The sequence below is a fragment of the Mesorhizobium sp. M0139 genome, assembly GCF_040322455.1.
Lineage (GTDB): Bacteria > Pseudomonadota > Alphaproteobacteria > Rhizobiales > Rhizobiaceae > Mesorhizobium.
In genome coordinates this window covers 354981-378215 of the sequence record NZ_JAMYTN010000002.1, presented here as the reverse complement: position 1 = coordinate 378215, position 23235 = coordinate 354981, and the positions used below count along the sequence as shown (strand labels likewise).

Here is a 23235-nt window from a genome sequence, read left to right as displayed (position 1 = left end):
CTCATGAATGAAGGCGCCCGAGGACGATGGCGTCCTCGGAATCCCAGGCGAGCGGTACGGCGCCGCCGAGGGCGACGGGTTTGGCGAAGAAGTCGGAATCGTCGATGATGACCGTGAAATCGTCGATGCCGGCACCGGTGACCGACAGCTTCACCGTGGCGCCGCGATACTCGATGTTGGAGACGATGCCGGTGAAGCCGAGGCCGGGCGAGGGCGCTTCGCCGATGCGCACATGGTCGGTGCGGATGGCGATGTCGATCGGCGTGCCAACCTCCTGGCCCGCCTCCCGGCCTTGCCCGCGGGCGGCGAGCGAGGCGCCACCATTGACGTCGAAGACGACCATGCCGTCGCGCTCGCCGGTGACCCGGCCGGAGATCACATTGTGGTCGCCCATGAAGCGCGCGACGAAGGCGGTGGCCGGCCTTTCGAACACATCTCGCGGCGGCGCCGCCTGTTCGATGCGGCCGTCATTCATCACCACGATCAGGTCCGCCAAGGCCATGGCTTCTTCCTGGCTGTGGGTGACGTGGACGAAAGTGATGCCAAGCGAGGTCTGCAATTTCTTCAGCTCGGCGCGCATGCGTATCTTCAGGAACGGGTCGAGTGCCGACAGCGGCTCGTCGAGCAGCAGCGCCTCGGGATCGGTGATCAGAGCGCGGGCGAGTGCAACACGCTGCTGCTGGCCGCCGGAAAGCTGCGCCGGCCGGCGCGTCGCATAGGCCTCCATCTGCATCAGCTTGAGCATGTCGAGCGCCTTGGCACGGCGCTGCTCCTTGTCGACGCCCTTCATCTTCAGGCTGAAGGCGACATTGTCGACAAGGTCGAGATGCGGAAACAGCGCATAGGACTGGAACATCATCGCCGTGCCACGCTTTGCCGGCGGCAGGTCGGTGACGACAATGTTGCCGAGGCGGACATCGCCCGACGAAATGCTTTCGTGGCCGGCGATCATGCGCAGCGTCGAGGTCTTGCCGCAGCCGGAGGGGCCAAGCAGGCAGCAATAGGTGCCTGCCGGTATCTTCAGGCTGATGGCCTCGACAGCAGTCGTCGTTCCGTACACTTTCGAAACGGAGACGATGTCGATCTCGGCGGCTTTGGACATTCAGGCTTCCCCGTTTGGTCGCGTCAACCAATGCATTATGCGTGCCAATCGGCGAGATTCGGCCAAGCGTTTGAATCATCAGCAAAATCGGAATTCGTGCCCACTGCCTAGCCGGTGGGCTATCTTGTGCATTGCACAAATTATGGGCGATTGTGCGCGATCTGCGCAAGAATCGTATGCAATCTTTTTTGGCTTCGTGTCCACTTTGCCTCTCGTGCGCAGGCGACGAGTTGCGCTAGAAGAGGCTGGGAACCATCATCGCCATGAACATTGCCGATCAGATCCATTCCGCCGACAGCGCCAACCAGGATCGCGCCCAGGCGATTCGCGACAATCTGCGGGACGCCATCGTTGACCGTCGGCTGACGCCCGGCACCAAGCTGTCGGAAGGCGAGGTCGGCACGCTGTTCGACGTCTCGCGTACGGTCGCGCGCGCGGCGCTGCAGATGCTGTCCTTCGAGGGGCTGGTGCGTACCGAGCGCAACCGTGGCGCCTTCGTCGCCAACCCTTCGCCCGAGGAAGCGCGCCAGGTGTTCGCATCGCGCCGGCTGATCGAGCCGGGCATAGCCATTGCCGCCTGTGGGCGGGTCACAGCCACCGATATCGCTGCGTTCCGCGCGCAGCTCGACGAGGAAGGCCGCTTCATCGCCGAGCGCGGCCCAACCGCGCGGCGCTCCGAAATCAAGGCGTCGGGCGATTTCCATCTGCTGCTCGCCTCCGTCGCCGGCAATGCCATCCTGCAGCGCTTCATGGAGGAGCTGGTGGCGCGTTCGTCGCTGGTGATCGCCCTTTACGGACGATCCGGCGTGTCGGCCTGCGGGCACAGTGAGCACACGGAAATGGTCGGCGCGCTGGAGAGCGGCGATTGCGGGTTGGTGAGCCGGCTGATGCTGCACCATATCGACCACATCGAGGCGGATCTCGACCTGCGGGTCAGGGCCGGCCCGGCGCTCCGCGAAGCGCTGAATTTCTGAACGCTAGTTTTCGTCGTCCGTGGGAGCGGGCGCTGCCTGTCCGGCGGCCTTGCGGCGCAGCATCTTGGTCAGTTTCCAGACCGTCGGGTTGTTCTTGATGAAGGCTTTCGCCCGTGCGCCCTGCCGCAGCGCCGACGCCAGGGCGCGTCCCTTCAGCGTCAGGGGCGCCAGCACCTCGAAATGCTGGGTCTCGATATCGCACCAGAGCCGCTTGTAGGGCTCGTCGCCGACCGAGAAATCATAGACATCGAAGCCTGTTTGGCAGGCTTCCTCGATGATGTCGAAGAAAAGGAAATCGCCGGGGCTGGTGTGGCCGAGATCGTCCTCGGCGATGGCGCCGAATTCGCAGATCAGGCGTTTGCCCGAGCGGCTCGAGCCGGTGATTGCGCGCAGCTTGCCGGCCACTTCGAGCCCATGCAGCACAAAGGCCGGTTTCTCCTCGGCCAGCGCGCCGGCGAAGAGGGCACGGAAGAAAGCCCGCACCTCCGGCTCGCCGAAGACATTGGCGATGCCCATCTTGGCGAAGCGGAACTCCTTCATCTCGAAGAAAGCGTCGAGCAGCCGGTTCACGTCTTCCGGTGTCTGCGCCTCGATGCGGCGATGAACGCCGACCGCCTCGAACTTGCGTGTCTGCGAACGGTGCTTCTTGCGCTTGCGCTTGCCGCCCACACGCGACAGCAGCACATCGAAACCACCGTCGAGATTGACGGCGAGCGACAGGTTTGGGCTCGGAAAGTTGGAGAACGCCGCCAGCGGATTGGCAACGCCATCGAGGTCGGGGAGCAGCCTTTCCAAGGCAACGAGATCGATGTCGGGGCGCGCCTTGCCGATCGCCGTCACCAGCCTGCGGATCCCCCCGGCATCGGCCTTTGCCAGCCATGCCGGATCGGCGGCGGCGAAATTGCCGTTGGCATGGCGCCCGCCCATGAAGCGGGCGACGCGGAATGGACCAGTTCGCGTGATTTCCAGTGCCAGTGCAAAGACCGGCCTGTCCTCGATTGTCAGCGTGGCGACGACCGCATCGGGATTGGCCTGCGCCGTCCAGGCATGAACCCAGGCCGCGCTTTGCGCCGGCGCAAACAGCGCCGAACGGCAGAATTCGCCGTAAGAGGCGAGCGCGGCAGCATCTGCGATCGACACCGACAGACTGGTCTGGTCGGCAGCCGGCGCACGCGCAGACGCCTTGCTTGCGGCGAGCCGATTGCCGTCAAATGACGCGGTGGCGTCAACCATACCTCAATCCTTAAGGCGTATTCGTCGCGATCAGGAGTTCGCGTCGGCGCGTTCCGTGCTTGGATCGAGCCTAGGCGCAAAAGGTGAATGAATGATCGACGGTGGTGAGGCAGTTCGGAAACTGGCGCTTAATATCGCCCGCTTTACCGGCCTTGCACCGCTGGCCAAGCCGTTCGTCGGCGGCATTGGCGCAATCCTCATGTTGCATCGGGTCACCGCCACGCCGGAGAAGCCGGACGGCGTCAACCGCCACCTCAACATCGCCCCGCGATTCCTCGACGCTCTCGTCGCCGACATGAAGGCGAGGGGCTATGCCTTCGTCACCCTCGACGAGGCGATCGAGCGCATCAAGGCCGGCGGCAAGGACGGCCAGTTCGCCACCATCACCGCCGACGACGCCTATCGCGACAACATGACCGAAGCGCTGCCAGTGCTGGAAAAGCACGACGCGCCGATCACCATCTATGTCGCGCCGGGTCTGATCGACGGCAGCGCCGATTTATGGTGGGACGTGGTCGAGGATATCGTCAACGCGCGGGAGCGTTTGACGCTGGCGACGCCGAAGGGGCCGGTGACCATCGACTGCTCGACCCACGGCAAGAAACTCCACGCCAATGCGCGTCTGCATGCCTATCTGACGCTCGAGGTGCGCGAGGAGGATCAGCGCGCTGTGCTGCGCGATCTGGCGCGCTCGAACGGCATCGACCTCGATGGCTTGCGCCCAAGCACGCTAATGACTTGGGACGATATCCGCGCCGTGGCCGGGCACAGGCTGGTGACGATCGGCGCGCATACGGTCAACCACCGCAATCTGAAGCGGCTCGACGAAGCCGATGCGCGCCATGAAATCGTCGACGTCAGGCGCCAGCTGCAGGCGCAGCTCGGCGAAGACTCCCGTCATCTCGCTTACCCCTATGGTTACGCCAGCGCTGTCGGCTGCCGCGAAGTGGGCTTTGCCCGCGACGCCGGCTACGCCTCGGCGGTGACCACTCGCCACGGCGTGCTGCACGCCGAACATGCCGGCTTCCTGCACGCGCTGCCGCGCATTTCGATCAACGGCCGCTACCAGAGTGTCGCCCATATCCGCACCATGTTGTCGGGCGTGACGACGCCGCTGGCCAATGCCGGCAAAATGGTCGTCACCATCTGACCTGGGTCGGGCGCTTCAGCCTTTCGGCGGCGGCTCCAGGATCAGCCATTTGATGATGCCCATCGCCGGCAGCACCCAGAACAGGCCGCTGAACAGGAAGAACAGGAAGTGCACCAGCGGGCTGGATTGCGACAGCTGCGCGACCGCTATGATCGACGCGACCAGCGCATAGATGATGACCAGCGCCACCAGCAGGAAGGTTCCGATCAGCTTTTTCAGGCGGATGGGCATGAGGCGTTCTCGTTGATCGCCTTCGCTTAGGCCCAACCACGCGCCTGTGCAACCCGGGAGATGCGGCGCGACGGCGTGCCGCGCCGTCCGGTCTTGTCAGCCGGGTTGCGATGGTTCACCAATCCGCCACGTCAACCTGCCGGGACCAACCCATGGCCGCAATATCAGCCGCCGCGCCTTACATTGACCGCGATCGCGACTTGAAGAATCGGGCGCTGGTGCGCGGCTGGCTCTATGTCGTGCTTCTGGTGCTGTTTGCGCTGGTGCTGGTCGGCGGCGCCACCAGGCTCACCAATTCCGGCCTGTCGATCACGCAGTGGAAGCCGATCCACGGTGTGATACCGCCGCTCAATGCCGCGGAGTGGCAGGAGGAATTCCAGCTTTATCAAAAGATTCCGCAATATGCCGAGCTCAACAAGGGCATGAGCCTGGACGCCTTCAAATCGATCTTCTGGTGGGAATGGGCGCACCGCATCCTGGCGCGCAGTGTCGGCCTGGTCTTCGGCCTGCCGTTGCTGGTCTTGTGGGCGACGCGCCGCATCGAGCGCGGCCTTGGGCCAAAGCTGGTCGGTATTCTGCTGCTTGGTGGCCTGCAAGGCGCCATCGGCTGGTGGATGGTGGCCTCCGGCCTGGTCGACCGCGTCTCCGTCAGCCAGTACCGGCTGGCGACGCATTTGACGCTTGCCGCCCTGATCTTCACTGCCACCATGGTGGTCGCGCGCGGGCTGGCGCCGCATTCGGAGCCTGCCGCCGACCGGCCGACACAAAGGCTGGCCGGCTTCATCGTGCTGCTGGTGCTGGTCCAGATCTATCTCGGCGGCCTGGTCGCAGGGCTCGACGCCGGCCTGAGCTACAACACCTGGCCGCTGATGGACGGCAAGGTGATCCCGTCAGATTTGCTTCTGCTCGAGCCGGCCTGGCGCAACTTGTTCGAGAACCCGAAGACGGTGCAGTTCGTCCACCGACTGGGCGCCTACACGGTCTTTGCCGTCGGGCTCTGGCACATGATCGCGACACGCCGGCGTTTACCAGGCACGACACACGCACGCCGCGCGACGCTGCTGTTTCTGCTGGTGCTGGTCCAGGCCTCGATCGGCATCGGCACGCTGCTGATGCAGGTGCCGCTGCACATGGCGCTGACCCATCAGGCCTTCGCGCTTGTCCTGCTGGGATTTGCCGCCGCCCACTGGCGCGGCAACAAGGGCGCCTATCCACTGCCAACGCGGCCGCCCATGAACGCAGGTACATCGTCTACGGTGTCTTGGCCGTCGCAATAATCTATTTCGCGAACGAACTGCCTCGCTACGTCTAACGCGCGAGGCTGCGCCGGTCAGAAGCTGCAGAACGAGCCGCACCTTTCGGATCACTCCCGCAACCGACAGCTCGCGGTTCTCGTCGACCGCATTCTCGTCCTCATGATGCCATGCGGCCGACAGGCAGCCATAGGCGATGGCATGGTCGAGAATGGCAGCCGGCGTCTGGCCGAGTGTCCTGGCGAAGATCTCGGCCATATGCGCGATGCGCTCGGGATCGAGGCAGAGGTCGTCGCGCCCCAGTGGGTTGTAGAACAGATTGGCGGCGTCGAAGCCGGGATCGCCGAGCACGCCCTTCGGGTCGATCGCCAGCCAGCCGCGCGCACCGTGCAAAATGTTGTCGTGATGCAGGTCGCCATGCAGCGGCTTGACCGCATGCGGGGCATCGAGCAGCCGGTCCGCGATTTCGGCGGTCTCGATATAGAGGCTGTGCTCTCCGGCGTCGCGATCGGCTCCGGCCTTTTTGAACAGGCTGGCAAACCGTGTCCGCAGCGGCTGCAGGTCCGGCGGGGCAGGGTGTCTTGTGGGCGAGAACAGTCTCCCCATCAACTCGGCCGCGATTGCGGTCGCGGCGTTGTCGCCTTCTTTGGCCAGAACGTCGGAAAGCAGGGTGTCGCCGGCATATTCGAGCAGCATGCGGTGGCCGTCCCGGCCAAGCAGCCGCACCGCGCCTTCGCCGCGCCGCCATGCGAGATAGTGCTCGCCGCGCAACTCGTCCTCGACATCGTCGAATGGTTTGAGCGCCTTGACGATGGCCGGCGAGCCGTCCTCACGCCGCACCTTCCAGATGCGGCTCGAAAACGTCTCGGCAATGAGCTCGGGCGCGCTGATCTTCCAGCGCTTTGGAAATGCAGGCGCGTCCATTCAGAGCGTGATGCCGAAAAGTGTTAAGCGGTTTTCGGGCGACAGAATGCTCTCTCCAACTGAATTAAAGGCCGAGCATCAGATCCATGTTCTGAACGGCAGCACCCGAGGCGCCCTTTCCGAGATTGTCATAGACCGCAATCAGCAGCGCCTGCGCCCGGTCGTCATTGGCAAAGACATAGACCTTCATGCGGTTGGTGCCGTTATAGACCTCGGGATTGATCTCGGGCAGGCGCTCCACGTGCTCGTAAGGAGCTACCTCGACCACGCCGCCCTTGATGGCGGCAAAATGGTCGGCGATTGCCGCGTGCAGTTCGGCGCCGGCCGGCACATGGTCGAGCCCGCCGAGCTGCAGCGGCACCACTGTGATCATGCCTTGGGCGAAATTGCCGACCGCCGGCTGCATGATCGGATCGTGCGACAGCTTCGCATAGGTGCGCAGCTCCGGCACATGCTTGTGCTGCAGGGTCAGCCCATAGACCTGGAATTCAGAGGCATCCTCGCCCTTGGCGACATAGTCCTCGATCATCGGCCGGCCGCCGCCCGAATAGCCCGAAATGCCATTGACCGTGATCGGGAAATCCGCCGGCAGCAGACCGGCAGCGACCAGCGGCCGCAGCGTCGCGATCGGCCCTTGCGGCCAGCAGCCGGGATTGGCGACGCGTTTCGCATTGGCGATGATCCTGGCCTGATCCTTGTCCAGCTCGGCAAAACCGTATTCCCAGCCCTCGGCGACGCGATGCGCCGTGGAGGCGTCGATCACCTTGGTGGTGTCGTTGGCAATCAGCGACACGCTTTCCTTGGCAGCCGCATCCGGCAGGCACAGGATGGCGACATCGGCGGCATTGAGGAACTCGGCGCGCGCCGCCGTTTCCTTGCGGCGCTCGGCCGGGATCGAGATGATCTCGAGGTCGCCGCGCTCGGCCAGCAGCGCCCGGATCTGCAGGCCGGTGGTGCCGTGTTCGCCATCGATGAAGATTTTCGGTTTCATGTGCCCGTCAATTCCCTGCTAATTCAGGCCTATATGCCCTGGCCATGGTTTGCCGCGCCATGGTTGCCGCTGTTCAGCTCTTCCGCCCGCGCTTTTCGCTCGGCCACCAGGCCGAGATAGTGCATGGCCACCATCGAGCCGGCGATCGCCGTTATATCGGCGTGATCATAGGCCGGCGCAACCTCGACGACGTCGGCGCCGACAATATCGACCTGGCCGAGCTGGCGCAGCGTCGACAGGATTTTCGCCGAGGACGGTCCGCCGGCAACCGGCGTGCCGGTGCCGGGCGCAAAGGCCGGGTCGAGGCAGTCGATGTCGAAGGTGAGATAGGTCTTCCTGCCGCCGGTGCGGTCGACGATCGCATAGGCGATGTCGGAAGCCCGCATCTCCTCGATCTCGTGACCGTAAAGGATTTTGATGCCGAACGTATCGGGGGCATGCGTGCGGATGCCGATCTGGATCGAGCGGTCGGGGTCGATGATGCCTTCATTGACGGCGCGGCCGACGAACGAACCATGGTCGATGCGCTTGCCATCGTCGGGCCAGGTGTCCTGGTGCGCATCGAACTGCACCAGCGCCAGCGGCCCGTGGATGGCGGCATGTGCCTTGAGCAGCGGCCAGGTGACGAAATGATCCCCGCCGAGCGACAACAGGAAGGCACCCGATTTCAGGATCTTCGCCGCCTCGCGCTCGATCGTGCCTGGTGTCTTCTGGTGATTGCCCGAATCGAGCAGGCAATCGCCATAGTCGATGACGGCGAGATGCTCGAACAGGTCGCGCGAGAACGGATATTGCGGGTCGTTGTCGAGGATCGCCGAGGCGCGGCGGATCGCCTGCGGCCCGAAGCGCGCGCCCGGCCGGTTGGTGACGGCGGCATCGAACGGAATGCCCCACACGACGGCGTCCGCGCCCTTTGCATCCTTGGTGTATTTGCGCCGCATGAACGACAGCGCGCCGGCATAGGTCGGCTCGAAGGAAGGCCCCGTCTTGGAGCGGGCGGTGAAGGCGTTGTCGATGGTCTGGTTCGCCATTACGGGTCCTTCTTTGTTCATCGGGCTGCCACAACTACAGAACCGGCACGCAAGATGCCAGTCACAGCTTGGCGAAACGCCATAGCGTTCTAGAGGGGCGACACAGGATTTGTATCGCCAAGGCGCAAGGCCCGGCGACTCCTCTCCGGCGGCCGCGGCGATGAACTGGCGGTGCGGGCCGGCATGCCGGCCGAGACACGGTTTCTGGGCCGAACGCGGCGCCACCATCATCCAGACCGAAGAACCGAAGGCTGCGATTGGCTGGCTGGGGGCCGATGGGTTTCGGGCGCCTTATGTGGATGAGGGAAGCCGGCCGAGCCGCGAATACGGCGAGTATCAATTAGAAATCGTACGTCGGCGCCATCACCCCACCCGGCGCTGCGCGCCGACCTCCCCATCGAGGGGAGGTAGGGCGTTGGCGCTTTAGATCCGACAGTCGTAGCGATTGCGAGGCATGCAAGGCTGCCGCGACCTCCTACCTCCCCTCGATGGGGAGGTCGCGCCGAAGGCGCGGGTGGGGTGACAGCGCCGCCCGCAAAATCTTCACGCCGCTTTCGCCACCCCATTCAATTCCCTCAGCACATCAGCCGACAGCTCCAGTTCCGCCGCCGCCAGGTTCTCTCTCAAATGCCCGACCGACGACGTCCCCGGGATCAGCAGGATGTTCGGCGAGCGGCGCAGCAGCCAGGCGAGCGCAACCTGCAAGGGTGTGGCGCCGAGCCGCGTGGCCACATCCGACAAGGTCGACGACTGCAGCGGGCTGAAGCCGCCGAGCGGGAAGAACGGCGTGTAGGCGATGCCGGCGCGCGCCAGTTCATCGATCAACGCGTCGTCGTCGCGATGCGCCAGATTGTACTGGTTCTGCACGCAGACGATCTCGGCGATCCCACGGCCTTCCTCGACCTGCGCAGGGGTGACGTTGCTCAGGCCGATATGCGCACCAGGCCCTTCCGCTGCAGTTCGGCAAGCGCCGTCAACTGCGTCTCGATCGAGCCCTCGGCGGGACCCATCACCCCGAACATGATGCGCAGATTGACGACATCCAGCACCTCAAGGCCGAGATTCCTGAGATTGTCGTGCACGGCCTGCTCTAGTTCCTTGGCGGAATAGGCAGGCAGCCAGGAGCCGTCGCTGCCGCGCCGCGCCCCGATCTTGGTGACGATGACGAGGTCTTGCTGATAGGGCGCCAGCGCTTCGCGGATCAGCTGGTTGGTGACATGCGGGCCATAATAGTCGCTGGTGTCGATGTGGTTGACCCCGGACGCCACTGCTTCGCGCAGCACAGCAATGGCCGCGTCCCGATCTTTCGGCGGACCGAAAACGTGCGGGCCGGCAAGTTGCATGGCGCCGTAGCCGAGCCGTTCCACGGTGTGGCTGCCGAGGGTGAATGTGCCGGATTTTTGGATGGTGGACATGGTCGGTCTCCTTTGAGGAGGCGAAGATAGACGCTGCTCAACCTCGGGATAATAAGGTACAATCCGTACAGCTTGTGCGGAATGGCGAACAATGATGGACCTTGGCGATCTGAACGCTTTCGTGACGGTGGCGCGTGCCGGCGGTTTTCGCGAAGGGGCTCGCGCCGGCGGCGGCAGCGCGTCGGGCCTGAGCGAAGCGGTGCGCCGCCTGGAGACGCAGCTCGGCGTCAGGCTGTTCAACCGCACGACACGCAGCGTTGTTCCAACCGACGCAGGCCTCAGCCTCTTGGGAAGGCTTGGCCCGGCGCTGTCGGAGGTGGAGGCGGCCCTCGACGTGGTTAATGGCTTTCGGGACAGGCCGGCCGGTTCGCTGCGCCTCAACGTCCCGGTCAGCGCCGCGCGGCTGATATTGCCCGACATCGTTCCGGGCTTCCTCGCCGCCTATCCCGGCATTCGGCTGGAGGTCATCGCCGATGAGAACTTCGTCGACGTGCTGGCGGCCGGCTGCGACGCCGGCATCCGCTATGACGAGCGGCTGGAGCAGGACATGATCGCGGTGCCGATCGGACCGCGCGTCCAGCGCTTCGCCACTGGCGCCAGCCCTGCCTATCTCGATCGCCATGGGCGGCCGCAGCACCCGAGCGATCTGCTTGGCCATGCTTGTCTGCGCGGCCGTTTTGCCAGTGGTTCGATGCTGCCGTGGGAATTCGAGCGCGACGGCGAGGTGGTGCGGGTCGACACGACGGGGCCGTTGATCGTGCGCATCGGCGGGGCGAGCGATCTTGCCGTCCATGCGGCAATTGCCGGCAGCGGCATCGTCGCTCTCTTCGAGGGCTGGCTTCGCCCTCACTTCGAAAGCGGTGACCTGGAGCCCGTGCTCGAACCGTGGTGGCAGAGGTTTTCCGGGCCATTTCTGTACTATCCCGGCCGGCGTCTGGTTCCAGCGCCGCTACGGGCGTTTATCGATTACATCAAGGCCGGCAAGTTCTGAGACTTGAACCGAGGCGGGCGCCATCACCCCACCCGGCGCTTCGCGCCGACCTCCCCATCGAGGGGAGGTAGGGCGTTGCGCTCTTATGCTCGGGTTTTGGTGTCAGCCGAACCCTCGTGATTGTTCAGGGCGGCAAAACTGCCGTGACCCCTACCTCCCCTCGATGGGGAGGTCGCGCCGAAGGCGCGGGCGGGGTAACTGCCGGGACCGCAAAACAAAAAGGCCGCCCGGAAGTGGCCTTTCGATTGCTTGAAGCCCGATACGCTTAGCGCTTCGAGAACTGGAAGCTGCGGCGGGCCTTCGCCTTGCCGTACTTCTTGCGCTCGACGACGCGGCTGTCGCGGGTCAGGAAGCCGCCCTTCTTGAGCACGGCGCGCAGTGCTGGCTCGTAGTAGGTCAGCGCCTTGGAAATGCCGTGACGAACGGCACCGGCTTGGCCGGAGAGGCCGCCGCCGATGACGGTGGCGACGATGTCGTACTGGCCGGCGCGGTTGGAAGCGATGATCGGCTGGTTGAGGATCATCTGCAGGACCGGACGCGCGAAATAGGTCGCGAATTCCTTGTCGTTGACGACGATCTTGCCCGAACCCGGCTTCACCCAGACGCGCGCGATGGCGTTCTTGCGCTTGCCGGTGGCATAGGCGCGGCCCGACTTGTCGAGCTTCTGGACATGCACGGGTGCTGCCGGCTGGGTGTTGGTGTTGCCGGTGGCGGCGCCCAATTCTGCGAGCGAGGAAAGCTCAGCCATCTTATGCAACCTTCTTGTTCTTGGCGTTCAGCGCGCCGACGTCGAGGGTGACGGGCTGCTGGGCGACATGCGGATGTTCCGTGCCTGCATAGACGCGGAGGTTCTTCATCTGGCGACGGCCGAGCGGCCCGCGCGGGATCATGCGTTCGACGGCCTTCTCGACGACACGCTCGGGGAAACGGCCCTCGAGCAGCTGGCGCGCGGTGCGCTCCTTGATGCCGCCGGGGTGACCGGTGTGCCAGTAATAGACCTTGTCGGTGAACTTCTTGCCCGTGAACACCACCTTGTCGGCATTGATGACGATGACGTTATCGCCGTCGTCGACATGCGGGGTGAAGGTGGGCTTGTGCTTGCCGCGAAGATGATTGGCGATGACAGTGGCGAGACGGCCGACGACGAGACCCTCGGCGTCGATCAGCACCCACTTCTTCACCACATCCGCAGGCTTCTGCGAAAAGGTTGCCATGGATTTCTGCTTTCGATTTTGACCTTCCGAAGAAGGCGTTTCTTGTTGCTTGGATTGGCGACAAGGCACTTGCCCTCCGCCAATAACAAAACGGCGGCCTTTGCGGGCCGCTGCTTCGTGACGGCTTATAGGCGAGGGGAGTGGGCACGTCAAGGCGCAGGAAACGCACGTCTGCTCGCAAAGTGTAATAAAAACAAAGGTTTGACCAAAAGGTATTATTTTACCACATCGGCGGCGCGCTTCGGCGGGATCGAATAGGTGCCGGTCGCATGCGCTACTGTGTGTTCCCTCGGTCCGCCGACGATGTCGATATCGAACACCATCAGGCTCTTGCCCAGCTTTAGGATGCGGCAATGGCCGTCGATCGGGCCGGCCTCGGCCTTGCGGACGAAATTGATGTTGAGGTTGACGGTAACCGAAAGCGCATCCGGCCCGGCATGGCTGAGCACGCAGACATAGCCGCCAATGTCGGCCAGCGTGAACAGCGACGGACCCGATACCGTGCCGCCGGGACGCAAATGCCGTTCGTTGGCGTTGAGCCGCACAGTGCAGCCGCCAGGGAAAACGTCGAGCGCCTCATACGACGTGAACTCGTCGTTGAGCTGCGGGTAGACGCTGGCCATCAGCGCATTGACTTCAGCCGCCGTCAGCACCGGCTTGAGATTATCCTGGGCGGGCATGTCGGTCTCTCGTTCTATGCCGGGCCTGTATGAACGCAATGATGCGCTTCTGGCAACACCTTGGCGCAAGCGATGGGTGTTGATGAAACTCGATCCGATATTAGATAGTCTGGCGGCGCCCGGCGGAATCGCGGAGACCCTTGTCATGGCCGAAATCCTTTCGATCAAACCTGTTGCCATTGACGGGCCGGTCATCGCCGGGCTGGACAAGGGCGTGCTGCGCCTGACGCTCGCCAATCCGCCCGCCAATGCCTTGTCGCTTTCCGTCATGGCGGCATTGAGCGCCGAGCTCGACCGTGCCAAGGCCAACAAATCGGTCCGCGTCATCGTCTTGGCGGCCGCCGGGAAAGTCTTCTGCGCCGGTCACGATCTCAAGGAAATGACCGCGCGCCGCGCCGACGCCGACAAGGGCAAGGGGTTTTTCGAGCAGACATTTTCGGCTTGCGCGGCGTTGATGCAGCAGATCGTGCGCCATCCGCTCCCGATCATCGCCGAAGTCGATGGCCTAGCCACCGCTGCGGGGCTGCAACTGGTTTGCAGTTGCGACCTCGCCATTGCCTCGCATGAAGCGACCTTCTGCACGCCGGGCGTCAATATCGGCCTGTTTTGTTCGACGCCGATGGTGGCGCTGTCACGCAACGTGTCTCACAAGCACGCCATGGAAATGCTGCTCACCGGCGAGACCATCGATGCCGCAACCGCCAAGGAATTCGGCCTGGTCAACCGCGTCGTGCCGCGCGAATACCTGAATCAGATCGTCACCAAATACGCGCAAACCATTGCCTCCAAATCATCTCTGGTGGTCAAGACCGGCAAGGAAGCCTTTTACGCGCAGGCCGAGATGGGGTTGGCGGACGCGTATGCCTATACCGGCCGCGTCATGGTCGAGAACATGCTGGCCCGCGACGCCGAGGAAGGCATCGGCGCCTTCATCGGCAAGCGCAAACCGGAATGGACGGACGAATAGGTTTTCGATCCATGGAACCGCGCATCTCCATCATCACCATCGCCACCGACGATCTCGAGCGCGCCGTGCGCTTTTACGAAGGCATGGGCTTGAAGCGCCACGCCGGCATCACCGATGGCGTCGCCTTCTTCCAGATGGGCGGCGCCATTCTCGGCCTGTTCCCGAGGCCAAGCGCCGAGGAGGATTCAGGCATTGCCTTCGCCGCAGCACCGTCGGCGGTCTACCTCGCCTACAACACCCGCTCCGATGCCGAAGTCGACGACGTGCTGGCGGCCGCCGAGAAGGCCGGCGGCAGGATCGTCAAGCCGGCAGGCCGCGCCTTCTGGGGCGGCTGGTATGGATATTTCGCCGATGCCGACGGCCATGTCTGGGAAGTCGCACACAATCCGGCCTTCCCGATCGCGGATGACGGCACCATCTCGCTGCCGGACTGAGCGTCCGCATGGGCTATCGCAAGCAACTGACCCGGCTTAAGGCGCCTTATCTCAAACGCATCCTGATTGACCCCGAGCGCGTGGAAGATTGGGAAAAATATCCATGGAACCTGCCGCTGTTTCGCGGCCGTGAATTCGAGATCGAATTCACCACGCCGATCACCATCATTGTCGGTGAAAACGGCACCGGCAAATCGACACTGCTGGAAGCCATCGGCGCGCTGGCCGGTTACGACGAGGCCGGCGGCGGCAAGGGCTATCGTCCGGTCGATCATTCCATCGCCATCGACAAGAGCGGTGCGGCACTGGCGAATACATTCCGCGGCCACTGGCTGCCAAAAGTCACCGCCGGCTGGTTCTTTCGTGCCGAATCTTTTTACTCGGTCGCGCGCTATCTCGACCAGGCGGCACTCGAAGACCCGTTCGGACCGCCGCCGCCGGACTTTCTATCGTGGTCGCATGGCGAAGGGTTCATTCGCTTTTTCGAGGAGCGCTGCCGCCGGCAAGGCATCTACATCCTCGACGAGCCCGAAAGCGCGCTGTCGCCGTCGCGGCAGATCGAATTGTTGAAGATGCTGCGGCGCATGGACCGGTCAGGCACGGCGCAAGTGATCATGGCGACGCATTCGCCGCTGCTGATGGCTTGTCCCGGCGCGCGGCTCTTCCGAATCAGCCGTTTCGGCCTCGACCCCACAGATTTCACCGATACCGATCATTTTCGCATGATGCGCGACTTCTGCACGGACCCGCAGTCCTTTATGGAGGAAGCACTGAGGGAGACCGACGAGTGAATCACGATAGCTACGACAATGCCTATATCGGCGGCATCCTCAATTCTGTGAAGACCATCGCCATGGTCGGCGCGTCGGCCAACGATGTCAGGCCGAGCTTTTTCGTGCTGAAATATCTGTTGGCCAAGGGCTTTTCGGTGTTTCCGATCAATCCTGGGCAGGCCGGCAAGGAAATCCTCGGCCGCATGACCTATGCCAGCCTTGCCGATCTGCCGGAGCCGGTCGACATGGTCGACATCTTTCGCGCCTCTGCATCGGTGCCCGGCATTGTCGATGAGGTGCTGAAGCTCGACCCCTTGCCGAAGGTGATCTGGATGCAGCTTGGCGTGCGCGACGACGAGGCGGCCGCGCGCGCCGAGGCGGCCGGTATCAAGGTGGTGATGAACCGCTGCCCGAAGATCGAATATGGCAAGCTGTCGGGCGAGATCGGCTGGACCGGCGTCAACTCCGGTGTGCTTTCGTCGAAGAAGCCGCTGATGCGGTCGGGATTCCAGAGTTTCGGTGTGCGCCAGAAGTAAGGCAGTGAATGGTGAATGGTGAATAGAAGGATTTTCCTGGAAGCCGGGTAAAGCCGCATATGAGCGGCTTGCAATCAAGGTGGGACTGGCCGACTTTGCGACCACCATTCATCGCTCACCATTGACCATTTCATCATTCACACGTTTACCGCTCACGGAGGTTTTCGATGACCCGCACGCCCGGTTTCAACACGCTCGCCGTCCATGCCGGCGCCAAGCCCGACCCGGCGACGGGCGCACGCGCCACGCCGATCTACCAGACGACCTCCTTTGTGTTCGACGATGCCGACCATGCCGCCTCGCTGTTCGGGCTGAAGGCCTTCGGCAACATCTACACCCGCATCATGAACCCGACCCAGGCGGTGCTGGAAGAGCGGATCGCGGCGCTCGAAGGCGGCACGGCTGCACTTGCCGTTGCTTCCGGCCATGCCGCACAGGTGATCGTGTTCCACAATCTCATGCGGCCTGGCGACAATTTCGTCGCCGCCACAAGGCTTTACGGTGGTTCGATCAATCAGTTCGGCCATGCCTTCAAGAATTTCGGCTGGGAGGTGCGTTGGGCCGACACCAACGACATCTCCACTTTCGAAAGCCAGATCGATGGCAAGACCAAGGCGATCTTCATCGAGAGCCTGGCCAATCCCGGCGGCACCTTCGTCGACATCGAGAAGATCGGCGACATCGCCCGCAAGCACGGCTTGCCGCTCATCGTCGACAACACGCTGGCCTCGCCCTATCTGGTGCGGCCGATCGAGCATGGCGCCGACATCGTCGTCCATTCGCTGACCAAGTTCATCGGCGGCCACGGCAATTCGATCGGCGGCGCCATCGTCGATGGCGGCACGTTCGACTGGTCGAAATCCGGCAAATATCCGATGCTGTCGGAGCCGCGCCCCGAATATGGCGGGCTTGTCCTGCACGAAACCTTCGGCAATTTCGCTTTCGCCATCGCCGCGCGCGTGCTCGGCCTGCGCGACATCGGCCCGGCAATTTCGCCGTTCAATGCCTTCCTGATCCTGACCGGGCTGGAGACCTTGCCGCTCAGGATGCAGCGCCATTGCGACAATGCGATCACCGTAGCCGGCTGGCTGTCCAACCACCCCAAGGTCGCCTGGGTCAACTATCCCGGCCTGCCCAGCGACAAGAACAACGCGCTGCAGAAGAAATACTCGCCGCAAGGCGCCGGTGCTGTCTTCACCTTCGGCCTGAAGGGCGGCTACGAGGCCGGCATCAAGTTCGTCGAGGCGCTCGAACTGTTCTCGCACCTCGCCAATGTCGGCGACACCAAGTCGCTGGTCATCCATCCGGCATCGACCACGCATCGCCAGCTTTCCGACGAGCAGAAGGTCAAGGCGGGTGCGGGACCGGACACGGTCCGGCTTTCCGTCGGCATCGAGGATGTCAACGACATCGTCGCCGATCTGGAACAGGCTTTGGCCAAGGTTTGATTTTTTGAAGTGAGTAGTGAGTAGTGAGTAGTGGTCGGTATTCTCTAGTTAGCAGTGATTAGTGATTAGCCACCCGTTCGAGGGAGCGCTTTCCGCTCACTACTCACTACTCACTACTCACTACTCACTACTCACTGCACTACTCACTAACCTGTTGGAGGCAAATCCTGTCCGCGCATTACCTGGCCATATTGACCGACAGCGTCGACGCCGAGATTGGCGCCCCGGCGCCGGATCGTCTGATTGCGGGCGATCCGAAGTTCCGCACCTGGAATGTCGAGGAGCGCGACGGCGGGCTCTATGCCGGCATCTGGGAAGCGACGCCGGGCAAATGGCGCATCGAATATGACGAATGGGAGTTCTGCCACATCCTGTCCCGCGTCTCGGTGGTTGCCGAGGATGGCGGCGAGGCGCGCACGGGGCGCGCCGGCGACAGCTTCGTGCTCAGGCCAGGCTTCAGGGGCAGTTGGGAAGTGCTTGAAACGACCCGCAAGGAGTATGTGATCAAGCTCTGACCGCTCGGTCGCGCTTGGACTTCACAAAAGCCGATCGATGTCAGTGTCGGAAAAGCCGTATCCGCTCATCATCTCCCTGTGCCAGGGACTTCCAAGCAAATCACTGAGACATAAATCAACGCGCTGGAGCAGGGTGGCACTGCCTTTGGCGAGAGCGAAAGCGCCGGGCGCTGGCTGTTTTTCGACTGCCGGGACGTCGACGACGTCGAGAGGCGCGTCGGGTCGCCGGCTCAGATAGCCGCGATGCGCGAGCGCTGCACTCGCATAGGCATGCACCACGCCGACCGCGACGGCGTTAGCTGCTTCGGCCTGAGTGGCAAATATCCTTAGCCGTTCGGGCTGAATAGCGTTTTGCAGGGCCGTCCGGTGCTGGATCTGGCCCGATATGACGCCGATCAGCGCCGTCCGATCATTGGCGACGGACCGATAGCCATCGAAGGCGCGGGGATTGTCTTTCGCGACCAGCAATCCATCCGCCAGCATCCAGATCGGCCTTGTGAAGTCGACCAGCTTCCGGCGGTCGTCGGAAAAGAACAGGCCGGTGGTTATGTCCCACCGATCTTCGGCAAACCAAGGCAGCAGCTCGGCAAACTCGGTCTCGATGGGCAAAAGTTCCAGCCCGAGCGTCAGGCAGACCCTCTTGGCCAGTTGGGCATCGCTGCCGCCCAGACGTCCCGATCCGTCGATAAAGCAGAAGGGTGGTTCCTGTAGAAAGGCGAATCTCATTTTCTCGGGCATGCGTCGGCTCCGCCGTCCTCACAAGCTCACAATGAGCTTTTCCAGCCCATGAAAATGATAGGTGTCGCGGAAGCGCGGCTGCTCCGCAAGATGGAGTTGCGGCTGCCGCTCGAACAGGGTTTTCAGCGACACCTGCAATTCCAGCCGCGCCAGCGGCGCACCAATACAGAAATGGATACCGGCGCCGAACGAGACATTCTTCTGGTCTGGTCGGCCGGGCTGGAAGGCGCCGGGTTCGGCAAAGGCAAGCGGATCATGATTGGCCATGCCGAGCAGCAGGCCGACCGTCTCGCCCGGTTGTACGACAACCCCCGATGTCACCTCGACCTCCTGATAGGCGTAGCGGGTGAACATATGCAGCGGCGCGTCGAAGCGCAGGCACTCCTCGACCGTCGCAGCGGTTGCTTCCGGCGAGGTGAAGAAACGGCCGGGGTCGCCGCCTTGCGCCAGCAACGTGCGCACGGCGTTGCCGGTTTGATGGACGGTCGCCTCGTGGCCTGCATTGAGCAACAGGATGGCGGACGAGACCAACTCGTCTTCCGACAGCTTCTGGCCATCCTCCTGCGCCGCGATCAGCAGCGACAGCAGGTCGTCGCCAGGCTTCTTGCGCCGCTCGGTGACATAGCCGCGCAAAAAGTCGGAAAAATCGTGCGCGGCGCGATTGGCCGCTTCCTCGGTCTCGCGCGTCCGGCCATGCATGTACATGGCCACCATCCGGTGCGACCAGTCGAGCAGTTGCGGCCCCATTTCGACCGGCACACCGAGCATTTCGGCAATGATGGTGATCGGCAAAGGTGCGGCGAAGCTGGGCAATAGATCGACCTGGCGCGGTTCGAAACGGTCGATCAGCTCATTGGCCAGCGCCTCCACGCGCGGCCGCAGCCGCTCGACCTGGCGCGAGACGAAGGCGCGGTTGACCAGGGTTCTGAGCCTGGTGTGCACCGGCGGCTCCAGCTCCAGCATCGAATTGCTCTCGATGCCGTCGAAAGCGGCCAAATGCGAGCGATCCTCGCCGATGCCGCGGCTGTCGGGAATGCCGGCCGGGTTCTGGCGACCGAAGCGGCGGTCGCGCAACAGCCGGTTGACGTCGTCGAAGCCGCCAAAGCACCAAAAGCCGAATTCCTCCCAGAAGAAGGCATTCGATGCGCCATGCAGGACGGCATAGGCGTCGTAGGGGTTCTGGAAAAACGCCGGTTCGTGCGGATCGAGCCGCAGGCGGCGCGTGGCTGGATCAAAGGCGAGGTAGGGCGGCATGGATGTGGTCATGCCAGACCATTACCGCGGCTTGCCGGCTTGGTGCCAGACCGGATGTTGGCACCCGACGGCCCTATGGATTGAGCCAACCGAGGCGGACCTCGGCGAAGTACCGAAGTCTAATCCTCGCAATGCCTGGCAATATGCACGCGGCGCCAGCTGGTCGAGCCTTCCTGCACCACCACTCGGCGCGCCATCCTCTGGTATGACGGCGCTATCTGGGTGACGTGCCGCCGCTCGGGCCGCACCAGCACTTCATGGGCGACGCTCTCATATTCGGCCGGCAGCACAAGCCGGCGGGTGCGCTCCGGTTCAACCACCACCGTTTCGGCCACACGCGCGTAGCGGGCCTTGCGCCACACCTTGCACAGCACCTTGCGGCCGTGGATGACGCGCCATTCCCAGGCATAGCCGCCATCGTCGACCTGGACCGTGCGGTAAACGGTGCGGGTTCTCGCCGGTACGATGTCATAGGTGACTCGGGGCGGCGCGATCTGCTCGACGCGCTCCATGGTGCCATAGATCGGCGGATCATAGTCGACCAACTGCCCGCCGGGACTGACCATGACGTCTTCATAGACGGTGTCATAGAGCGCCGGCCTGTGCACCGGCTCATAGCATTCGGCGGCCCGGCCGCCGGCAACCGCATCGGACACCATGCCGAGACCGGCAAGGCCGGAGATGGCGAGGCAAGCAGTTTTCCTGATCATGGCACTCCCCTGTTTGAACCCGAAACGTGAGGTTCAATGTTGAATTGTAGGGGAAGGTTCTCCGGGGGAAAGCGGTTTCGCCGCATTTCGTTAAGCGACGCGGTTAAGGAATTGCTACACCGCAAAAACGCCGCTGGCCGCGTTCGGACTTTCCCTTGCGCGGAAACCTTGATTCGACTTAACCAGATGGCTAGGAGGAGGCGGCCTTGCGCTAGGGTGAGCCGGCATCCTATTTACATTCTAACCGTCAAGAACCGATTCTGCCCGATGTTCCGGCGCCGGAATCCCCATCTCCAAAAAGGGTAGTCCATGAAGAACCCCGTCGAAACCTACATGAACCTCGTTCCGATGGTGGTCGAGCAGACCAATCGCGGCGAGCGGGCCTACGACATTTTCTCGCGCCTGCTGAAAGAGCGCATCATTTTCATCACCGGCCCGGTCGAAGACGGTATGGCGACGCTGGTTTGTGCACAGCTTTTGTTCCTCGAGGCCGAGAACCCGAAGAAAGAGATCAATCTCTACATCAACTCGCCGGGCGGCGTGGTGACCTCGGGCATGGCGATCTACGACACCATGCAGTTCATCAAGCCGGCGGTGTCGACGCTGTGCATCGGCCAGGCGGCGTCGATGGGCTCGCTGCTTCTGACCGCCGGCCACAAGGACATGCGTTTTGCCACGCCGAACGCCCGTATCATGGTTCACCAGCCTTCCGGCGGTTTCCAGGGCCAGGCCTCCGACATCGAGCGGCACGCGCAGGACATCATCAAGCTGAAGCGCCGCCTCAACGAGGTCTACGTCAAACACACCGGTAAGAGCTACGAAGACATTGAAAAGACGCTTGACCGCGACCATTTCATGACAGCCGACGAAGCCAAGGATTTCGGCCTCATCGACAAGGTCATTTCGTCGCGCGAGCCGGTCGAAGGCGCTGCGGCATAAGCGCTGCATGGCAGTTGCGTGGCTGGATAACGCGCTTTTGCTGGGATTTGCGGCATTTCGGCCACAATTGGCTGTTCCCTCGGTGGATGGGATTGCCTACGTTAAGGCTATGTTGATTTTCGACGGCTTAGCTTTGTGCAGGGTTGGCGCGAATCATTGCGACGTTTTCTGATTTGTGTTTCGTACGGAATGCGTTGCGGGAGCCGGGACACTGGCGGCGGCGAATTCCCGCGATAGATAGAATATGCGCCCTTTCAGCCAGACCATCGGCGGGCGGCCATGAAAGGACAGGAAAATGAGCAAAGTCGGCAACAACAGCGGTGATTCGAAGAACACGCTTTATTGCTCGTTTTGCGGCAAAAGCCAGCACGAGGTGCGCAAGCTGATCGCCGGCCCAACGGTGTTCATCTGCGACGAGTGCGTAGAGCTGTGCATGGACATCATCCGCGAGGAGAACAAGACCTCGATGGTGAAGTCGCGCGAGGGCGTGCCGACCCCGCAGGAGATCCTGAAGGTTCTCGACGACTATGTCATCGGCCAGCCCTACGCCAAGCGCGTGCTGTCGGTGGCTGTCCACAACCACTACAAGCGCCTGGCGCATGCCGGCAAGAACAACGACGTCGAATTGGCGAAGTCCAACATCCTGCTGATCGGCCCGACCGGCTGCGGCAAGACGCTGCTTGCCCAGACGCTGGCCCGCATCATCGACGTGCCCTTCACCATGGCCGACGCGACGACGCTGACCGAAGCCGGTTACGTCGGCGAGGACGTCGAAAACATCATCCTGAAGCTGCTGCAGTCGGCCGACTACAATGTCGAGCGCGCCCAGCGCGGCATCGTCTACATCGATGAAATCGACAAGATTTCGCGCAAGTCCGACAACCCATCGATCACCCGCGACGTGTCGGGCGAGGGTGTGCAGCAGGCGCTTCTGAAGATCATGGAAGGCACCGTTGCCTCCGTGCCGCCGCAGGGCGGCCGCAAGCATCCGCAGCAGGAGTTCCTGCAGGTCGACACCGCCAACATCCTGTTCATCTGCGGCGGCGCCTTCGCCGGGCTGGACAAGATCATCTCGGATCGCGGCAGGAAGACTTCCATCGGCTTCGGCGCCATCGTCGCTTCGCCCGAGGATCGCCGCACCGGTGACGTGTTCCGCCTGGTCGAGCCCGAGGATCTCTTGAAGTTCGGCCTCATCCCCGAGTTTGTCGGCCGTCTGCCGGTCCTGGCGACGCTGGAAGACCTCGACGAGCCGGCGCTGATCCAGATCCTGACCGAGCCGAAAAACGCGCTGGTCAAGCAGTATCAGCGGCTGTTCGAGATGGAGAGTGTCGACCTGACCTTCCATGAGAATGCGCTGTCGGCGATCGCCAAGCGCGCCATCGAGCGCAAGACCGGCGCCCGTGGCCTCCGCTCGATCATGGAAGCGATCCTGCTCGACACCATGTTCGAACTGCCCGCCCTGGAAGGCGTGCGCGAAGTGGTGATTTCGGAAGAAGTGGTGACCGGCAGCGCCCGGCCGCTCTACATCTATTCCGAGCAGAAGGAAAAGAAGGGCAACGTCAGCGCCTGATCTGGCATCTGGCCTAACCTTTTTATGGAACGGCGCCCGCGGGGCGCCGTTTTGCTGTGGTGAGGTACCGATCCTTGTGACGGAGTGGATGAACGAACGTGTCGACCCTTGATCTTTGCCCCTCGTGCATCCAACTAACATCGGAAGGCCGTGGTGCCGAAT

General features: G+C 63.0%; 23 protein-coding genes and 3 pseudogenes. 13 read left to right on the top strand and 13 right to left on the bottom strand.

Features of this window, described 5'->3' with window-relative positions; all coding sequences use genetic code 11:
• Position 1: 1 nt before the first annotated feature.
• On the bottom strand, positions 2 to 1102 hold the full coding sequence (locus NKJ58_RS04400; protein ID WP_352852797.1) for an ABC transporter ATP-binding protein: 1101 nt from the start codon (positions 1100 to 1102) through the stop codon (positions 2 to 4).
• Between the two features lie 263 nt (positions 1103 to 1365).
• Here NKJ58_RS04400 and NKJ58_RS04395 point away from each other — a divergent pair, with 263 nt between their 5' ends.
• Positions 1366 to 2076: a GntR family transcriptional regulator gene (locus NKJ58_RS04395; protein WP_023669398.1), complete on the top strand. Its 711-nt coding sequence runs from the start codon at positions 1366 to 1368 to the stop codon at positions 2074 to 2076.
• Positions 2077 to 2079: 3 nt separating this feature from the next.
• On the opposite strand, the gene NKJ58_RS04390 is transcribed toward NKJ58_RS04395, so the two are convergent.
• Positions 2080 to 3309 carry a GNAT family N-acetyltransferase gene (locus NKJ58_RS04390; RefSeq protein ID WP_023682322.1) on the bottom strand — a complete coding sequence of 410 codons (1230 nt, stop codon included), beginning with the start codon at positions 3307 to 3309 and terminating at the stop codon, positions 2080 to 2082.
• Between the two features lie 91 nt (positions 3310 to 3400).
• Here NKJ58_RS04390 and NKJ58_RS04385 point away from each other — a divergent pair, with 91 nt between their 5' ends.
• Positions 3401 to 4459, top strand: a complete 1059-nt coding sequence (locus NKJ58_RS04385; protein ID WP_352852796.1) for a polysaccharide deacetylase family protein — start codon at positions 3401 to 3403, stop codon at positions 4457 to 4459.
• Between the two features lie 15 nt (positions 4460 to 4474).
• Here NKJ58_RS04385 and NKJ58_RS04380 read toward each other — a convergent pair whose 3' ends face one another.
• The gene (locus NKJ58_RS04380) at positions 4475 to 4690 is read right to left on the bottom strand and encodes a DUF2842 domain-containing protein (RefSeq protein ID WP_023669401.1); all 216 of its coding nucleotides are present in this window, start codon (positions 4688 to 4690) and stop codon (positions 4475 to 4477) included.
• Between the two features lie 152 nt (positions 4691 to 4842).
• On the opposite strand from NKJ58_RS04380, the gene NKJ58_RS04375 reads away from it, so the two are divergent.
• On the top strand, positions 4843 to 5967 hold the full coding sequence (locus tag NKJ58_RS04375; protein ID WP_023715415.1) for a COX15/CtaA family protein: 1125 nt from the start codon (positions 4843 to 4845) through the stop codon (positions 5965 to 5967).
• A 72-nt stretch (positions 5968 to 6039) separates the two neighbouring features.
• Here NKJ58_RS04375 and NKJ58_RS04370 read toward each other — a convergent pair.
• The 3 genes and pseudogenes from NKJ58_RS04370 to speB all read right to left on the bottom strand — a co-directional run.
• Positions 6040 to 6867 (bottom strand): annotated as a pseudogene (locus NKJ58_RS04370) (aminoglycoside phosphotransferase family protein); the annotation flags it as partial.
• Between the two features lie 64 nt (positions 6868 to 6931).
• Entirely contained in the window at positions 6932 to 7858 is a 927-nt protein-coding gene (gene argC / locus NKJ58_RS04365) for an N-acetyl-gamma-glutamyl-phosphate reductase (RefSeq protein ID WP_023682318.1), read from the bottom strand.
• A 29-nt stretch (positions 7859 to 7887) separates the two neighbouring features.
• The gene (gene speB, locus NKJ58_RS04360) at positions 7888 to 8889 is read right to left on the bottom strand and encodes an agmatinase (RefSeq protein ID WP_023669405.1); all 1002 of its coding nucleotides are present in this window, start codon (positions 8887 to 8889) and stop codon (positions 7888 to 7890) included.
• A 141-nt stretch (positions 8890 to 9030) separates the two neighbouring features.
• Here speB and NKJ58_RS04355 point away from each other — a divergent pair.
• A pseudogene (locus tag NKJ58_RS04355) lies at positions 9031 to 9233 on the top strand (glycerophosphodiester phosphodiesterase family protein); the annotation flags it as partial.
• 199 nt (positions 9234 to 9432) lie between these two features.
• Here the strand turns inward: NKJ58_RS04355 and NKJ58_RS04350 are convergent.
• Positions 9433 to 10304 (bottom strand): annotated as a pseudogene (locus tag NKJ58_RS04350) (aldo/keto reductase family oxidoreductase).
• Positions 10305 to 10395: 91 nt separating this feature from the next.
• Between NKJ58_RS04350 and NKJ58_RS04345 the strand changes: the two are divergent.
• On the top strand, positions 10396 to 11295 hold the full coding sequence (locus tag NKJ58_RS04345) for a LysR family transcriptional regulator (RefSeq protein ID WP_023682316.1): 900 nt from the start codon (positions 10396 to 10398) through the stop codon (positions 11293 to 11295).
• Positions 11296 to 11560: 265 nt separating this feature from the next.
• Here the strand turns inward: NKJ58_RS04345 and rpsI are convergent, their stop codons facing one another.
• The 3 genes from rpsI to NKJ58_RS04330 form a co-directional block, all read right to left on the bottom strand.
• Positions 11561 to 12043, bottom strand: a complete 483-nt coding sequence (rpsI, locus tag NKJ58_RS04340) for a 30S ribosomal protein S9 (protein WP_023669408.1) — start codon at positions 12041 to 12043, stop codon at positions 11561 to 11563.
• Between the two features lies 1 nt (position 12044).
• Complete coding sequence (gene rplM, locus NKJ58_RS04335; RefSeq protein WP_023669409.1) at positions 12045 to 12509, bottom strand: 50S ribosomal protein L13; 465 nt, start codon at positions 12507 to 12509, stop codon at positions 12045 to 12047.
• Positions 12510 to 12724: 215 nt separating this feature from the next.
• The gene (locus NKJ58_RS04330; protein WP_023689474.1) at positions 12725 to 13189 is read right to left on the bottom strand and encodes a PaaI family thioesterase; all 465 of its coding nucleotides are present in this window, start codon (positions 13187 to 13189) and stop codon (positions 12725 to 12727) included.
• A gap of 145 nt (positions 13190 to 13334) precedes the next feature.
• On the opposite strand from NKJ58_RS04330, the gene NKJ58_RS04325 reads away from it, so the two are divergent.
• The 6 genes from NKJ58_RS04325 (at position 13335) to NKJ58_RS04300 (ending at position 17862) form a co-directional block, all read left to right on the top strand.
• Positions 13335 to 14156 carry an enoyl-CoA hydratase gene (locus NKJ58_RS04325; protein WP_023689473.1) on the top strand — a complete coding sequence of 274 codons (822 nt, stop codon included), beginning with the start codon at positions 13335 to 13337 and terminating at the stop codon, positions 14154 to 14156.
• A gap of 11 nt (positions 14157 to 14167) precedes the next feature.
• Positions 14168 to 14590, top strand: coding sequence for a VOC family protein (locus NKJ58_RS04320; protein ID WP_023689472.1), 423 nt, complete (start codon positions 14168 to 14170; stop codon positions 14588 to 14590).
• 8 nt (positions 14591 to 14598) lie between these two features.
• Positions 14599 to 15381 (top strand): AAA family ATPase, encoded by a 783-nt coding sequence (locus NKJ58_RS04315; RefSeq protein ID WP_023689471.1) that lies wholly within the window; start codon positions 14599 to 14601, stop codon positions 15379 to 15381.
• Positions 15378 to 15899: a CoA-binding protein gene (locus NKJ58_RS04310; RefSeq protein WP_023711525.1), complete on the top strand. Its 522-nt coding sequence runs from the start codon at positions 15378 to 15380 to the stop codon at positions 15897 to 15899. Before NKJ58_RS04315 ends, NKJ58_RS04310 begins: the two co-directional genes overlap by 4 nt.
• 167 nt (positions 15900 to 16066) lie before the next feature.
• The gene (locus NKJ58_RS04305; protein ID WP_023711524.1) at positions 16067 to 17347 is read left to right on the top strand and encodes an O-acetylhomoserine aminocarboxypropyltransferase; all 1281 of its coding nucleotides are present in this window, start codon (positions 16067 to 16069) and stop codon (positions 17345 to 17347) included.
• A gap of 188 nt (positions 17348 to 17535) precedes the next feature.
• Positions 17536 to 17862 (top strand): cupin domain-containing protein, encoded by a 327-nt coding sequence (locus NKJ58_RS04300; protein WP_502902270.1) that lies wholly within the window; start codon positions 17536 to 17538, stop codon positions 17860 to 17862.
• 21 nt (positions 17863 to 17883) lie between these two features.
• Here NKJ58_RS04300 and NKJ58_RS04295 read toward each other — a convergent pair whose 3' ends face one another.
• The 3 genes from NKJ58_RS04295 to NKJ58_RS04285 all read right to left on the bottom strand — a co-directional run bounded on the left by NKJ58_RS04295 (position 17884) and on the right by NKJ58_RS04285 (position 20564).
• Complete coding sequence (locus NKJ58_RS04295) at positions 17884 to 18600, bottom strand: transporter substrate-binding domain-containing protein (RefSeq protein WP_352852795.1); 717 nt, start codon at positions 18598 to 18600, stop codon at positions 17884 to 17886.
• An 18-nt stretch (positions 18601 to 18618) separates the two neighbouring features.
• A complete protein-coding gene (locus NKJ58_RS04290; RefSeq protein WP_352852794.1) occupies positions 18619 to 19866 on the bottom strand; it encodes a cytochrome P450 in 1248 nt (415 codons plus the stop codon).
• 107 nt (positions 19867 to 19973) lie between these two features.
• The gene (locus NKJ58_RS04285; RefSeq protein ID WP_023831022.1) at positions 19974 to 20564 is read right to left on the bottom strand and encodes a hypothetical protein; all 591 of its coding nucleotides are present in this window, start codon (positions 20562 to 20564) and stop codon (positions 19974 to 19976) included.
• 309 nt (positions 20565 to 20873) lie between these two features.
• Between NKJ58_RS04285 and clpP the strand changes: the two genes are divergently transcribed.
• A complete protein-coding gene (gene clpP / locus NKJ58_RS04280) occupies positions 20874 to 21503 on the top strand; it encodes an ATP-dependent Clp endopeptidase proteolytic subunit ClpP (RefSeq protein WP_023682306.1) in 630 nt (209 codons plus the stop codon).
• Positions 21504 to 21798: 295 nt separating this feature from the next.
• The gene (gene clpX, locus NKJ58_RS04275) at positions 21799 to 23073 is read left to right on the top strand and encodes an ATP-dependent Clp protease ATP-binding subunit ClpX (protein WP_023682305.1); all 1275 of its coding nucleotides are present in this window, start codon (positions 21799 to 21801) and stop codon (positions 23071 to 23073) included.
• Positions 23074 to 23235: the final 162 nt, after the last annotated feature.

Excerpts from the sequence above, each read along its gene's own strand:
- rpsI (WP_023669408.1), bottom strand. The coding sequence starts at position 12,043 with ATGGCTGAGCTTTCCTCGCTCGCAGAATTGGGCGCCGCCACCGGCAAC.
- clpP (WP_023682306.1), top strand. The coding sequence starts at position 20,874 with ATGAAGAACCCCGTCGAAACCTACATGAACCTCGTTCCGATGGTGGTC.
- argC (WP_023682318.1), bottom strand. The coding sequence starts at position 7,858 with ATGAAACCGAAAATCTTCATCGATGGCGAACACGGCACCACCGGCCTG.
- NKJ58_RS04375 (WP_023715415.1), top strand. The coding sequence starts at position 4,843 with ATGGCCGCAATATCAGCCGCCGCGCCTTACATTGACCGCGATCGCGAC.
- NKJ58_RS04305 (WP_023711524.1), top strand. The coding sequence starts at position 16,067 with ATGACCCGCACGCCCGGTTTCAACACGCTCGCCGTCCATGCCGGCGCC.
- NKJ58_RS04390 (WP_023682322.1), bottom strand. The coding sequence starts at position 3,309 with ATGGTTGACGCCACCGCGTCATTTGACGGCAATCGGCTCGCCGCAAGC.
- speB (WP_023669405.1), bottom strand. The coding sequence starts at position 8,889 with ATGGCGAACCAGACCATCGACAACGCCTTCACCGCCCGCTCCAAGACG.
- NKJ58_RS04285 (WP_023831022.1), bottom strand. The coding sequence starts at position 20,564 with ATGATCAGGAAAACTGCTTGCCTCGCCATCTCCGGCCTTGCCGGTCTC.
- NKJ58_RS04380 (WP_023669401.1), bottom strand. The coding sequence starts at position 4,690 with ATGCCCATCCGCCTGAAAAAGCTGATCGGAACCTTCCTGCTGGTGGCG.
- clpX (WP_023682305.1), top strand. The coding sequence starts at position 21,799 with ATGAGCAAAGTCGGCAACAACAGCGGTGATTCGAAGAACACGCTTTAT.
- NKJ58_RS04330 (WP_023689474.1), bottom strand. The coding sequence starts at position 13,189 with ATGCCCGCCCAGGATAATCTCAAGCCGGTGCTGACGGCGGCTGAAGTC.
- NKJ58_RS04325 (WP_023689473.1), top strand. The coding sequence starts at position 13,335 with ATGGCCGAAATCCTTTCGATCAAACCTGTTGCCATTGACGGGCCGGTC.
- NKJ58_RS04395 (WP_023669398.1), top strand. The coding sequence starts at position 1,366 with ATGAACATTGCCGATCAGATCCATTCCGCCGACAGCGCCAACCAGGAT.
- NKJ58_RS04345 (WP_023682316.1), top strand. The coding sequence starts at position 10,396 with ATGATGGACCTTGGCGATCTGAACGCTTTCGTGACGGTGGCGCGTGCC.
- NKJ58_RS04320 (WP_023689472.1), top strand. The coding sequence starts at position 14,168 with ATGGAACCGCGCATCTCCATCATCACCATCGCCACCGACGATCTCGAG.
- NKJ58_RS04295 (WP_352852795.1), bottom strand. The coding sequence starts at position 18,600 with ATGCCCGAGAAAATGAGATTCGCCTTTCTACAGGAACCACCCTTCTGC.
- NKJ58_RS04290 (WP_352852794.1), bottom strand. The coding sequence starts at position 19,866 with ATGACCACATCCATGCCGCCCTACCTCGCCTTTGATCCAGCCACGCGC.
- NKJ58_RS04315 (WP_023689471.1), top strand. The coding sequence starts at position 14,599 with ATGGGCTATCGCAAGCAACTGACCCGGCTTAAGGCGCCTTATCTCAAA.
- rplM (WP_023669409.1), bottom strand. The coding sequence starts at position 12,509 with ATGGCAACCTTTTCGCAGAAGCCTGCGGATGTGGTGAAGAAGTGGGTG.
- NKJ58_RS04400 (WP_352852797.1), bottom strand. The coding sequence starts at position 1,102 with ATGTCCAAAGCCGCCGAGATCGACATCGTCTCCGTTTCGAAAGTGTAC.
- NKJ58_RS04385 (WP_352852796.1), top strand. The coding sequence starts at position 3,401 with ATGATCGACGGTGGTGAGGCAGTTCGGAAACTGGCGCTTAATATCGCC.